This is a genomic window from Candidatus Merdisoma sp. HCP28S3_D10 (assembly GCF_052065835.1).
Taxonomy (GTDB): domain Bacteria; phylum Bacillota; class Clostridia; order Lachnospirales; family Lachnospiraceae; genus Laedolimicola.
Genome location: NZ_JBQHTG010000001.1, coordinates 781,275 through 794,260, shown reverse-complemented (window position 1 = coordinate 794,260; position 12,986 = coordinate 781,275). Strand labels below are relative to the sequence as shown.

Genomic DNA, 12,986 nt, shown 5'->3' with positions numbered 1-12,986 from the left:
GAGCCTGCGTTAGCGCTCCGCCTGTTTGATATCCTATTTCCCCTGGCTCATCTGATCCAGCAGTCCGGTTTTGATCCGGAACAGCTTGTCCGAGAGATCTACATAGACCTGATGGGGATTGGTCAGTCTTCTTGTCTCGTCCCACAGAGTCTCCTGTTCCTTCTTGCAGTAATCCCGGATGTCCATGACGCTGGGAGAGGTGTATACACATTCGCCCTTTTTGAATACCGGAACCAGCAGCTCCCGTACATGGTAGGTGCCGCCCTTTAAGGTGGTCTTCTTCCAGGTTTCTATGGAATCGAAGATCAGCAGATCCTTTTCCGGATCAAAGGTCTCGTCGGCCAGCGAAATCAGATCCGCGCGGATCTTGCCGGTCTCATTGTCATAGAGACGGAATACGGTCTTGTTGCCCGGGTTCGTAATCTTCTCAGAATTCTCGGAAAGCTTAATCTTCGGAATAAACTCGCCGTTTTCGTCCTGTACAGCTGCCAGCTTGTATACGCCGCCGAAAGCGGGGCAGTCGCTGGAGGTAATCATATTGGTGCCGACACCCCAGGAGGTGATGGATGCGCCCTGATCCTTCAGACTGTTGATCAGGTACTCGTCCAGATCGCTGGAAGCGGAAATAACCGCATCCGGGAAACCGGCCTCGTCCAGCATCTTGCGGGCCTTCTTGGACATATAAGCCAGGTCGCCGCTGTCCAGACGAATGCCGTAGAAGGTAAGCGGAATACCGGCTTCGCGCATCTCTGTGAATACGCGGATAGCGTTGGGAACGCCGGATTTCAGAGTATCGTAGGTATCCACCAGCAGAATGCAGGCATCCGGATACAGCTCGGAATACTTCTTAAAAGCGGTATACTCGTCCGGGAAGCTCATAATCCAGCTGTGGGCGTGGGTGCCCTTGACCGGAACGTCGAAGAGCTGGCCGGTCAGCACATTGGAGGTACCGATACAGCCGCCGATCATGGCAGCGCGGGCGCCGTAGATACCGGCGTCCGGTCCCTGCGCCCGGCGCAGACCGAACTCCATGATACCGTCGCCCTTGGCAGCGTATACCACGCGGGCGCACTTGGTAGCAATCAGGCTCTGGTGATTGATGATATTCAGAATAGCGGTTTCTATCAGCTGAGCCTCCATAATCGGCGCGATTACCTTCACCAGCGGCTCCCGGGGGAATACGACGGTTCCCTCAGGAATCGCGTAGATATCGCCGGAGAAATGGAAATTGCTCAGGTATTCCAGAAAGTCCTCGTCGAAGAGCTTCAGGCTCCGCAGATATTCGATGTCGTCCTTATCAAAGGTCAGATTCTTAATATAGTCGATGACCTGATCAAGGCCTGCCGCAATAGCAAAGCCGTTGCCGGAGGGATTCTTCCGGTAAAAGGCGTCAAAGATAACAGTTTCATTGGTCTGATTCTTGAAATAGCCCTGCATCATAGTGAGCTCATAGAGATCGGTCAGCAGAGTCAGGTTCATTGTACTCATAATAAAATTGCGCTCCTTCGCACTGGATGACAGCGGCGGCTTCTTTGTGAAGCGACAGCTGTCATGACATTAAATTTGATGTAACCAAGATAGCACATTTACAAAAAAATAACAAGATCCCTCTTTTCTTTTTCTGTGAAATCATGTATGATAGATAAAATCATAAAGAAAATCAACGGCATCAGGATGCGGCGAAGGCTGCGTTCTGGTGCTGTTTCTGTATAGGGAGAGTTAGTGATCAACAACACCCGCCCGGCGGATAAGGAGGAAGCAGCAGTGACAGAATTACTGGTAAAGACATTTGTGAAGGATTATAAGAATACGGAGGACGCGAAGGTGCGGACCGCTTACGGGGTTCTGGCCAGCATAGTGGGAATCTTCTGTAACCTGCTTCTTTTTGCGGGAAAGCTGGCGGTGGGCCTGGTGCTTCATAGCGTATCTGTTATGGCAGACGCCTTCAACAACCTGTCGGACGCCGCATCCTCGGTGATCGGTTTTGTGGGCGTGAAAATGGCAGAGAAGCCTGCGGATCAGGAGCACCCCTTCGGTCATGGCCGGATGGAGTATATTGCGGCCCTGATTGTATCCTTCCTAGTGATTGAGGTGGGCTTTACCTTCTTTAAAAACGCCATTACGAAAATCCGGACGCCGGAGGAACTGAGCTTCAACCGGGTTTCCATGCTGATTCTGCTGGCCTCGGTAGCGGTGAAGCTGTGGCTCAGTCTGTTTAACAAAACGCTGGGAAAACGGGTGAATTCCACGGTTATGCAGGCGACAGCCACGGACGCCCTGGGGGACGTGGTGACCACGCTGGCCACCATGGGTTCCATTCTGTTTTTCTATTTTACAAATATCAATATCGACGGCTATGTGGGACTGGTGGTTTCTCTGCTGGTTATGTGGGCTGGTATCGGGATTGCGAAGGATACGCTGGAGCCGCTGATTGGACAGTCGGTGGATCCCAAGGTGTACCGGGAGATTTCGGATTTCGTGGAAAGCTATGACGGCATTCTGGGCAGCCATGACCTGATCGTCCATAACTACGGGCCAACCAAAAGTCTTGCGTCTATTCACGCGGAGGTGCCGAGTGATGTGGATATCGAGACGTCCCATGAGATCATTGACCGGATCGAGCGGGACGCGGTGAAGAAGCTGGGAATCTTTCTGGTGATTCATATGGATCCGGTAGAAACGGAGGACGCGAGAGTAGGAGCACTGAAACAGGAGGTACTGAAGGTGCTTCAGGAGCTGGATCCCCAGCTTACCCTGCATGATTTCCGGATTGTGGACGGAGAGAAGCAGATAAATCTGATCTTTGACGTGGTTGTTCCCTTTTCTTATGGGGAAAAGGAACGCCCGAAGCTGCGCAAAGCCATTCAGGAAAAAGTACATGCCCTGGACAGCCGGTTTCAGTGTGTGATTACCTTTGACAATGCGTTTATGGCGGAGGAATAAAAGAGAAAGAAAAAAATCGAAAAAAATGAAAAAAACACTTGCAATCTGTAAAATACTATGGTATTATAACATTCGTCGCTAAGACATAGGGCTATCGCCAAACGGTAAGGCAACGGACTCTGACTCCGTCATTTCAAGGTTCGAATCCTTGTAGCCCTGCTTCAAAGCCTCTGAAGAGAAATCTTCAGAGGTTTTTTTGTGCCCGGAAATGGCGGATTTCCGGGCTTTTTCTGGTTTCTTGGGGAATTGGATACCGTCAGATTGGGGAAACGGGAGAATGGCCCGTTTTCTGCTTTTTACGGCGAAATACGGGAATTTGAGAACGGATAGGTCAATTCATAGGTCAATTTGAAATGGCGGTATGGCCTGTAAATGCGGGGCTTTCACGGATTTTCAAATATTTTTTTCTAAAAAGTAAAAGAAATGCAGCCTGGACAGAAGCTGTCCAGGCAGAGAAGTATGATGTAGATAAACCCTATGTGGTGGAGCTGCACCATAGAAACCATCCAACCCACCAAAAATAAAACAGATATTATGGTGATTATATGGTTCAGAAAAAGGGTGGGTTAGGTGGTTTGGATGGTCGGAGTATGGATGTGTGTGGTTTGTGGGAGGCAAATGATGAAACAGAAGGTAAAAATAAATCAGTATTCGGTATACGGAAAGAAGCGGTTATATGAAATACTCGTATTCCCGGCAGAAAAATATATGTGGGCTTGTGACCCATATCCAGGCGAAGACTTTTATATGATTGACGGGAACAGGCAGGCGTTACGCAATCTGGCGATTGCATTTGCGATACTTGCAGCGAATCCATTTAAGATAATTTATTTTCCGATTAAGAAGGTGAAGGGAAAGGAATATTTCTGGGATAGTTTTCAGTTAGTTCTTTTACGGCCGGAATTACAGTTCCGGCGTTCGGAATGGTTTCGGTTGAAGGGCAGACTGGATAAAAAGCACTGGACAGGAAAATACGTGTTTTCTTATGATGCACAAAAACTGGATGACTATTACAAAAGAATTTCAAGGCAATGGAATTATCCAGAACTGACGAAACAGGAAGAAAAGTATTGCGTGGAAGAAATTCTGGGAGATGTTATGTTCTGGGTGGTTCCGAAAAACAAATGCTATTTTTATCACAGTAGATTAGATGATGTTATATCCAGACAGGATGATACGGCAAAGCTTCAGTGGTGGGATAGCGGATATCTGGATTCTGAATGGTGGATTGAGGAGCTGGAAGAACAAATGCGGGAGGAGAATTGATTTTAGGTTAGGTTATGGAAATAATACCTCGATATTCTCCACAGAAAATGGTAAACTAGAAAAGACATAGATAAAAATTTAATTGCAGCTGTGATTAGCATGAGCCACGGTCGTGGCAGCGCTCGACCATAGCGCTGCCACAAATAAAGATCATGGTAATCATAGATGCAATTAAAATTTTATCTATGGATTTTGATTATACGGATAAACCACACGAACCATCCAACCCATCGAAATAAAGACAGATAGGATGGATAAATATAGGTGTGAAAAATAGATGGTTCTGGTGGGTTCGGTGGATGGAGGTACAAAAGGATATGCAAGAGATATTTGGTAATGGAAAGAGATATTATGAAAAGACTAAGCGGTATCTTTACAAAAAATATAGTGTAGATTTAGAGGCTAAGAGTATAGAGGACAATATAAAACTTATAGAAGAGGCTATATGGGGAAAGAAAAGTGAAAGAAACTTTTCTTTTGATGTATTTGATGATAAGGGCATTTTAGAAAATTGTATAGTGGAAGCAGAAAACTATAGAATGGATGTTGTTTTCGCTATATTTATGTATTTGGGATATAAAACCAGTAAGAACAAAGAGCTGAAAGGTGCAGCATCAAATGTAGTTACAGAGATTGATGAAATAAGAGAAGAAGAGAAAGGTAACAATAAAGGTGAGTCTTCATCAAAAGAAGAAGGAGCTAAAAATAGATACTCTTCTAAAATATTGGAAAACTTCCCTTTTGAAATCAAGTATGATATGGGGAAAGGCGAAACAAATGAGTACAAAGTGTGGAAATGCAGTTCGTGGTGCAGAGATTACCAAAATGAAATGTTGGGGAGTGATAACAATGCGGAAATTTTTGCTGTCGACAAAGATAGTACGGATATTTCAAGGTATGGTTTTATTAAGAGTAAAAGAATATTCAGAAAATTAAAAGAAACTGAGATCGAAAATATACTATTTTATGAAATATCAACAGGGTATAAATTAACGAACAAAATATATCTATATTTAAGAGAAATGGAATATAAGGAAAAGATAGATGAGTTAGAAGGGATATTTCATTATCTTTGTAAAATTCCATGCATTAAGCTGGGTACAATGGTGTCAGACTTTTTATTATTTTATTTGTATAATAAAAAGTTTGAAGAAAATAGTATACAAGATGTATATAATTTTCTTGAAAATATTGTATGTAAAATTGAAGAATATTTTCTTGATTTGTGTAGGCTAATGTGGTGCTCTTGGTTAAGTTCATGTGATAGTTTTTTACTAAAAGATACAAAAGATATAATAGTAAATTGGAGAGAAGATATAGAGAAATGGTGGAATGGTTACTTTAGTCCGGATGAGACTTATATGATTAGCGATGACCATCTTGATGAATATGAATTGACGGAACTGGCCCAAATTGCAATTACTAATGAAGGTGAAGTTTTAGCCTGCTTGGCAGACAGCAAAAATAAAAAGGTAAAGCCGTATAAGGAAAAATTTGTTAAAGAGCAATCAAAAAGAAAAATAACTTCGGAGTTTATTCAAGATTTACAAAAAGAAATGCTTAAGGAAATTGATGTTCCCCAAAGGATAGAGATATCAAAAAAACAGCAGGCAAAGTTAAGTTATAGTAAAAGGTATGCAATTATTCATAGGATTATAATAAAGTATAAATTGGAAATGTTAAGGCAATATCGGTGAGATGGGGCTGCGAAAACGCAGCCCTATTTTTTTATCCGATCTGGAGTTTAATATAAATATAAAGAGGATAACTTTTAAGGAGGAAAGCAAAATGTCAGATGAAAAAGAGATGCCTCGCTGCCCTATCTCCTTTGGGAATGGGCCGGACGGTAAGCCGATACCCCATAATCCCCTGCACTTTTATCCAGAGGAAAAAGAGGAGAACACCATGGAAAAACTGGAAAAACAAACAGAAAATTCCAGAAGCAAACCAGCACCAAAGCAGGCGATATTTTTTCTCGCGAATCGGGTCCGCGAAGATGGTTCTATGGAGCAGGTACGTGTAGCCGACGAAGAACTCGCAAAAATGATTATTTTTCCACCCAGTATGTCAGTGGGGGTCATGGAGAGGTTCACAGGAGTATCAGCAGGAAATAGACAGCTCACTCTCGAAGAGGCTATTATTCGTGCAAAGGCGGGTGAAAAGGTAAAAAAAGAGGAAGAGGAAAAGGGGGCTGAAAATCTTAATTTTTCTTTGGTACCACTGTTTAAAAAGGTTCATGTAGACCGTTATGGAAACCGTGAATCAGAGTTCGATACGATTGTAGCGCAGATTACATTCTGTGTCAACAATCAGGAGCTCAAAGAGAATTTTGAAATTCGTTGTTCAGAGGTTTCGAATATTGCGACACTCATAGGTCAACGGTTTACTTATGCCATTATTGAGAAAGCAAAGGCAAAGGTATGGCTGGAAAATGACTTTCGACGAAAGACGTTTGGCATTTCAGAACAATATTTTTACAGGAATGCTGGCTGGAATCTGGTAAAAGGAAGGCACCTTTATCTTCACCGAAGTGCAGAATTAGATGGCGTGAATGTTTTGACACCGTTGAATTTGCCTCTCCAGAAAGAAATGGACAAAAGATTTGTCGGCGAGGTCTTTAAGAAGCTTTTAAAGATTTATTCTGATACAGCAGTTTCACACACATTGATTCTGTACGCTTTTTTGGGTGTGGCTTACCGTGTTTTTGACGAAGCCGGATATCCCCCTCATTTTTTACTCTTTGTACATGGGCGGACAGGCAGTTTCAAAACATCTATTTCGAAGATTCTTTATACACAGCTCTGCGAGGAGCAATTCAGAAAGACCCCGCGTCGGATTGATTCTGACACCGCAACTTCTCTTGAGGTGGCGCTTACCCAGGCCGGATGCGACACGGTCACTTTGATTGACGATTACGCACCTCCCAAAACGATTGGACAAAAAAGAGCAATGACAGATAAGTTGGAGATGCTCATACGGATTGTAGGTGACGGAAGTACAAAGAGCCGGTCAAACGCAAACCTGGCGGATTGTCGGGGAGCAGGACTGAAGGGTATGATCGCCATTACAGGCGAAATACGGGGGACCGGGTTATCGTCGAATTTAAGATGCTTATACTGTGAGATCTGTAAAGAGATGGTAGATATTGAAACACTTTCCTGGTTTCAGGAAAACGACAAGATATTTACAACCTTAATTTGGTACTTCGTTTGCTATCTTTCCAACACGTGGAAAAGCCAGGTTTCGATTATCCGAATGAACTTCGAGGATGAGAGAAAAAAAGCTAGGAGGACAGTCAAAGCGGGCCGCCTGGTAGATACTCTTGCAACGATGAGCCTCTTAATTGAAATGCTGGACAGTTTTTTTTATAGCTGCTGTGGTCACCCATTGTATGAAGGAACGTGGAAAGATAAAGCACGACAAGGAGTGGAATCTGTTGTCAAGAGAAGCGAGGTTCTGTCATCTGAGGAAGAACCGGCTCGTCAGTTTATGAGCATGTTATGCACATTGCTCAGCACGGAGAAGATCAAAATTGTAGACGACAAAAAGAGGCTTTTACCGTTCGATGCTGACGGTTTTGTTGACGGCTACCTCTATCTTTTGCCGGAGAAGGTTTATCGAAAGGTAGATGCTGAATTAAGAGCTACCAGAGGGTGTAAACTGCCGGATTTGGAGCAGTTAACAAAGTTTTTGCTTTTAGAGGGATATATTCTCCCAATTGCCAACGGTAGTCAAAAACGAACTTATTATGCCAGAATCGACATTGGAACAGGGAGAAAGGTGAGATTTTTCAGAATGTCACTGGATACTATCCAATATATTTCAGATGAAACGAGGTGAATATTATGTTAACCACAAAGGATTTGCAAAATTACTTAAAGATAGGCCGGGATACCGCATACGCCCTAATGCACGCAGATGGTTTTCCTTCCCTCAAAATCGGAGGGAGGTATTATGTAACTCAGGAGGCCCTTACTCACTGGTTGAGCCGCTACGAGGGCAAAGAATTCATGTTATAAGAGACAATCCCCGGGGGATTTCCCCGGGGGTTCGGAAGAGGTGACAAATGATACAGAAGAAAAGAAACGCCAAAGGCGAGGGAAGTTTTACTTTAAATCCGGATGGAACGATAACCCACAGGAAATCTGTGGGCTACAAATCCAATGGCCGGCGGAAAATCCTTACCGTAACGGCAGATACAAAAGCAGCCTGTATTCGGGAGATGCGAAAGAAAGAAAAAATCTGGGAGAAGCAGAAGGAGGCTATGCATATTCAGGATAAAAATACGCTGGCTGAATTATGCTACCGACATCTCGATTATCAGGTGGAGAATGAGGAATTAAAAAGAAAGTCTGTTGACAGGCGGGAGTGTACGATTGTAAATCAGATTGAGAAATATGAGATTGGAAAGATGCAGTTACAAGCGGTTACGTCTTCGGAGATTGACAGACACATTCAGTTTCTTATTTTGGAGGGTAAACTCTCGGAATCCTCCATTACGAAAACACTGGATGTATTAAATGCTGCTTTTGCATGGGCTGTTTTACAGGGAGATCTAGAGAAAAATCCAGTAGAAGCAGTTAAGCCTAAGCTGATGAAGAAATTAAAGAAATTGTCAGTTAAACATGCGGATGAAGCAGATGTAATGGTGCTGCAGGAAAATGAAGTAAATGCAGTTGTCAAAGAGGCTTCAAAAGTAGATAGAGAGGGCAAAAGGGTATATTCAGCGGGAGATTATTTGCTGTTGCTGTTATATACCGGGATGCGCTGCGGAGAAATGATAGCATTGCGTTGGAGAGATGTTGACTGGGAAAATGGCCTGCTTACAATAGAAAAAGGAGCATCCATGGTTAAAAATCGGGAGAAATCAGATGGAGATGGTAATAACTATGTTATGCACGAAGATTCTACGAAAAACCAGAAAGCCAGGACTATTCAGCTTACTCCAGAAGCAGAGCAGGTATTAAAAAGACTTTATTCTGCAAGTAAATGCCGAGGGCCAAATGATTTAATAACACCTACAAATACAGGGAAAATGAACACTGCATCGAATCTGGAACATAGGATGAAGGTAGTCTTAAAAAATGCAGGTCTTGAAGAAATTAAAGGAGGCTTACATATTTTCCGTAAAACGTTTGCAACGCAGATGTATGAAAAAGGTGCCAGAGTAGAAGAGATTGCCGCATATATTGGCGATTTGGAAAGTACAACCCGAAAATACTATATTGCAATCCGAAAGAAACTGGTGACCAGAGGTGGTACAAAACAGGTTGTCAGGCTTCCGGATACAATGACTACAGAAAAGGTGGCTGTTATCAACGAATAGCGGATAACAGCCACTGCTATTTTTTTTGTTAAATTCTATAAAGTCTGAGATTATTTTGTAAAGGGAAGAATATCTGTAATGAATTTCTCTACCAAAGAAAGCTGAGAATAGCTCAGTTTTTCCATTGATGGGAGGATTCGGTCTAAAATTTCTTTTGAATCTGGTTTTTCCGCAGGGAGCTTCTCACCCTTTATTATCATAGAAGAATCTAATTTACAGAGATTTTCTCATAGTCTCACGGCACTTTATAATCGCCAACTTTTGCAGAAAAAAAGCACAATCGTATCTCAACGACACAATCATGCCTCTTTTCCTGCACTTTATCAGCTCAATGTCTGGTTGTTGATTGCTGCAAGCATTACATCTGCATCAATTACTTTTTTCTCCATTTGACTCCCGATCGTCATTGCATCTGTCATCACATTGTCTATCAGACGGGGATTTCCCTGGCTGTAGCTATGTACAGAACTGATTGCTACGGTATCTATGATGTCTGGACTCCCTCCGGCTGCTCGAATCTTCTTTCTGATATAATCTGGTACTTCCTGATCTGTCAGTCCATGAAAATTATAATGTACTACAATTCTCTGTCGCAGTGCTTCATTTACCTGCTTCTCTAAAATGTGATTCAGATAAGGCTCACCACAAAGAATCAATGAAAAGCAGTTTACAGAATCATATTTCTGGTTCATTAACATTTTTAAGTCTCTTATGATGTTACTGTTTAAATACTGCGCTTCATCCAGAATGCAGATAAATGGTTGCCTTTTTTCTTTATACAGATAATACAGTCTCTCCTGAATCGACCGGAACATCTGGCTTTTTCCAAACCCTGATTCTAATCCCAAAGCCTCGCATAACTGCCTGTAGAATTCCTACACACTTACTGTTGACAGGCAGAGATATGCACATTGGTATAGGTTGGGATTCAGTCCTTTTGCAAAACATCTCAGGGCAAATGTTTTTCCCATCCCCGGACTAGCTGTAAAAACTCCAATTCCCCGGATTTCTTTCAAGTACTCTAACCGCGCTGTCATTTCACGGAAATCTTCCGACTCAAATGCATCTTTTTCTTTTACCATCTGTTTATCAAAAGGATTAAAACCTAATCCATAAAAATCAGTGTACATTCTCTCCACCTCCAAGGACTGTGCTGTAATTGTCAGTTTCCGTTTCCTGTTTTCTTTGATAACCTTCCAGACTTTGTCTATTCCTTCGATCACAAACATATGGATATCTCCCAGATCATATTTGGAGCCATACCCATTCTCAAGCAGGAAGGTATTGTATTTTACATAAAGGGTATCGATGGTGTCCAGCAGACCCGCAAGATGATAGTTGAGACTCCCCCGCCAGACAAAGGTGTATCGGTTGGCGTTTGCTTCGATTTTGGTCCCATCAATAGTTCCATTATAACATGGAACGGAGAGAAGGATGGTTGTTGTTAGCCATCTTTTTCTTTTTTAGGAAATAAATTTTAGGAGCAGGCGTGACTCATATAAGTCATGCCTGCTCCTATTTAGAGTTATCTATTTCCCGACAACCCCTTTGGCATTACATAACTGTCAAAGATGGGGTTTTTCTTAACCCTGTCTCAGAGTCATTTTCCGAATTAAATCTTTTCCCAAGTCCAGGCTGCACTCTTTTACCCGATAGTTCCCGGGGAGAGGGCGGCCGGCTCCTATCTTTTCAATCGACAGGCAAAATCCCTCTCCTCAGGCTTTTCGCATTATTCCGGCAATACATACAGATTTTTATCCAATAAAATTTCTGCCACCCAGGCAGTGGCCAGGGCAACAACCGTAGTACAGACAACCGTATGAGCGCCCGCCTTTTCGAATTCGTCCCGTCTGGCTTTTGTACGAAGGATAAAGTACTCACCTTGAAACATTCCTTCATGCACCTTCATACAAATATCACTTCCATAACAGCTAATATAATGATCATGAAGAAGCTGAGCGCATTCATATGCCAGATATTGATTCTTCTTGTCACCATCGACGGGAATACGATCAAAATCGCGTCCTTTCAGATAGCTCATAAAAAGCACACCTCCGGAGTATCCTCCGCATACTCCATCTCCACAGAGAGCCATTCCTCCAGAAAAGCCGGTGGCCGCACGAAACAGATCTTTATTTTCAATTCCGGTAAGCTGTGACAAAGCGGCAAGGGTTCCCTGGGCACAGCCACGATATTGTTTTTCAGCCTGAAAACCAATCGCATACGCCTTTTGAAGAAATGTTACGCGTTTGGCATTCTCAGGAACAAATTTCCCATCTGCTTTTTTATAATGCTGTTTTATGGTATAGATAACATCGCTTTCATCAAGACCTGTATATTTGCGTATAGCATAGTCAATGCCTTTTTCCATAATACAGGCTCTCATTTCCATAGAAGCAACATCCGCATCGGAAGAATAAAAGAAAGCATATGCAGCCGCTTTTAAAAGATAGTAAGGATAAATCCCGTGTTTCCTTGCCAGCAAAGCCGCACCAATCAACCGTTCTGTGTAAGCAAGCTTGCGGACAGGGTTTGCACCGACACGTTCACAGGTATCCTCCAATGCCTGATTTCGATGCTTATTTATAACAGAATCCGCATAGTCCCTGACCTCAGTTTCGGAGAAATTATATTCCAAAACAAGCGCCGCTCCGACCTCGTCCAGAGCGCCCTGAATCAGCTGCAAAATTTCAGGATCATTCATAGCTTGAGTTATAGTTTTACAGCCTTTCGCACTGCCATAATACGCGGCAGCCGCATGAGCCATGTTTTTCATGTAAAACTTTCTGGCCACTAAGGCATCCAGAGACGAATGGTATTCGAAAGCTGTGCATTGTGGTGCTTCTCCTTTAAACGAATCCTCAATCGGAAGAGTCCGGGCCCCATCCGAGAAAAGAGACCAGGGCTCGTTTTTTAAAAATTCATCTGAAGGCTTAATGACAGTACGGGGGACAATAGTATTGACAAGCCCCAGGACGTTTTCCGCAAAAATTTTACACTTTTCAGGGAGCGCTCTGTAGACCAGTTCCTTTAACCGCTTCTGCGGATCTAGGCCATTAGTAAAAAGAATGAAATTCAGGGGAGAGTCATCCTGCTCTGCGTACTTTTTTTGAAGGGAAGCTGCTATGACGGCGGCTGCAGATGGGTAATCTTCAGGAAAAAGCGTGAGGGCAACAAGACCAATTCTCTGAAGAGTTTCGGGTAGTTTGGGATCCGAAGCCGCCATGACATCAAAAGAATCAATAATTTTCACACTCTCTGCCGAAGAATTCTGATAAGTGTAGATGGCGTATCGGCCCTTAACTTTCAGTTCCTGAGCTGCAGTTTCATCATGGCAGATTAATGTCAGATGATAACCGTCACTGGAGAAAATATCCGCCGCATAACCTCTTCCTATTTTTCCCGCACCATAGATTACAATTTCTTTTTTCATATGATTTTTCATATCAGC

General features: G+C 43.0%; 9 protein-coding genes, 1 tRNA gene and 1 pseudogene. 7 read left to right on the top strand and 4 right to left on the bottom strand.

The window, feature by feature from the left end; all coding sequences use genetic code 11:
• Positions 1-33 precede the first annotated feature (33 nt).
• Positions 34-1,488 carry a nicotinate phosphoribosyltransferase gene (locus tag ACTNCH_RS03630; RefSeq protein ID WP_441014713.1) on the bottom strand — a complete coding sequence of 485 codons (1,455 nt, stop codon included), beginning with the start codon at positions 1,486-1,488 and terminating at the stop codon, positions 34-36.
• 276 nt (positions 1,489-1,764) lie between these two features.
• Between ACTNCH_RS03630 and ACTNCH_RS03625 the strand changes: the two genes are divergently transcribed.
• The 7 genes from ACTNCH_RS03625 to ACTNCH_RS03595 all read left to right on the top strand — a co-directional run bounded on the left by ACTNCH_RS03625 (position 1,765) and on the right by ACTNCH_RS03595 (position 9,535).
• Positions 1,765-2,943 (top strand): cation diffusion facilitator family transporter, encoded by a 1,179-nt coding sequence (locus tag ACTNCH_RS03625; protein ID WP_441016107.1) that lies wholly within the window; start codon positions 1,765-1,767, stop codon positions 2,941-2,943.
• Between the two features lie 87 nt (positions 2,944-3,030).
• Positions 3,031-3,102 (top strand) — tRNA-Gln (locus tag ACTNCH_RS03620).
• A 588-nt stretch (positions 3,103-3,690) separates the two neighbouring features.
• Positions 3,691-4,209, top strand: a complete 519-nt coding sequence (locus ACTNCH_RS03615) for a hypothetical protein (protein ID WP_441014714.1) — start codon at positions 3,691-3,693, stop codon at positions 4,207-4,209.
• 317 nt (positions 4,210-4,526) lie between these two features.
• On the top strand, positions 4,527-5,906 hold the full coding sequence (locus ACTNCH_RS03610) for a hypothetical protein (RefSeq protein WP_441014715.1): 1,380 nt from the start codon (positions 4,527-4,529) through the stop codon (positions 5,904-5,906).
• Positions 5,907-5,997: 91 nt separating this feature from the next.
• Positions 5,998-8,049, top strand: a complete 2,052-nt coding sequence (locus ACTNCH_RS03605; RefSeq protein WP_441014716.1) for a hypothetical protein — start codon at positions 5,998-6,000, stop codon at positions 8,047-8,049.
• A gap of 5 nt (positions 8,050-8,054) precedes the next feature.
• Positions 8,055-8,228 carry a helix-turn-helix domain-containing protein gene (locus ACTNCH_RS03600; RefSeq protein WP_441014717.1) on the top strand — a complete coding sequence of 58 codons (174 nt, stop codon included), beginning with the start codon at positions 8,055-8,057 and terminating at the stop codon, positions 8,226-8,228.
• A 47-nt stretch (positions 8,229-8,275) separates the two neighbouring features.
• Positions 8,276-9,535 (top strand): tyrosine-type recombinase/integrase, encoded by a 1,260-nt coding sequence (locus ACTNCH_RS03595; protein ID WP_441014718.1) that lies wholly within the window; start codon positions 8,276-8,278, stop codon positions 9,533-9,535.
• 323 nt (positions 9,536-9,858) lie between these two features.
• Here the strand turns inward: ACTNCH_RS03595 and ACTNCH_RS03590 are convergent, their stop codons facing one another.
• From ACTNCH_RS03590 to ACTNCH_RS03580, 3 genes and pseudogenes are all read right to left on the bottom strand, one after another.
• On the bottom strand, positions 9,859-10,350 hold the full coding sequence (locus ACTNCH_RS03590; RefSeq protein ID WP_441016110.1) for an ExeA family protein: 492 nt from the start codon (positions 10,348-10,350) through the stop codon (positions 9,859-9,861).
• A gap of 345 nt (positions 10,351-10,695) precedes the next feature.
• Positions 10,696-10,938: pseudogene (locus tag ACTNCH_RS03585) on the bottom strand (IS1182 family transposase); the annotation flags it as partial.
• A 326-nt stretch (positions 10,939-11,264) separates the two neighbouring features.
• The gene (locus tag ACTNCH_RS03580) at positions 11,265-12,980 is read right to left on the bottom strand and encodes a C-GCAxxG-C-C family (seleno)protein (RefSeq protein ID WP_441014719.1); all 1,716 of its coding nucleotides are present in this window, start codon (positions 12,978-12,980) and stop codon (positions 11,265-11,267) included.
• Positions 12,981-12,986: the final 6 nt, after the last annotated feature.

Coding starts and splice junctions, on each gene's coding strand:
- ACTNCH_RS03630 (WP_441014713.1), bottom strand. CDS start 1,488: ATGAGTACAATGAACCTGACTCTGCTGACCGATCTCTATGAGCTCACT.
- ACTNCH_RS03615 (WP_441014714.1), top strand. CDS start 3,691: ATGATTGACGGGAACAGGCAGGCGTTACGCAATCTGGCGATTGCATTT.
- ACTNCH_RS03610 (WP_441014715.1), top strand. CDS start 4,527: ATGCAAGAGATATTTGGTAATGGAAAGAGATATTATGAAAAGACTAAG.
- ACTNCH_RS03605 (WP_441014716.1), top strand. CDS start 5,998: ATGTCAGATGAAAAAGAGATGCCTCGCTGCCCTATCTCCTTTGGGAAT.
- ACTNCH_RS03600 (WP_441014717.1), top strand. CDS start 8,055: ATGTTAACCACAAAGGATTTGCAAAATTACTTAAAGATAGGCCGGGAT.
- ACTNCH_RS03595 (WP_441014718.1), top strand. CDS start 8,276: ATGATACAGAAGAAAAGAAACGCCAAAGGCGAGGGAAGTTTTACTTTA.
- ACTNCH_RS03590 (WP_441016110.1), bottom strand. CDS start 10,350: ATGTTCCGGTCGATTCAGGAGAGACTGTATTATCTGTATAAAGAAAAA.
- ACTNCH_RS03580 (WP_441014719.1), bottom strand. CDS start 12,980: ATGAAAAATCATATGAAAAAAGAAATTGTAATCTATGGTGCGGGAAAA.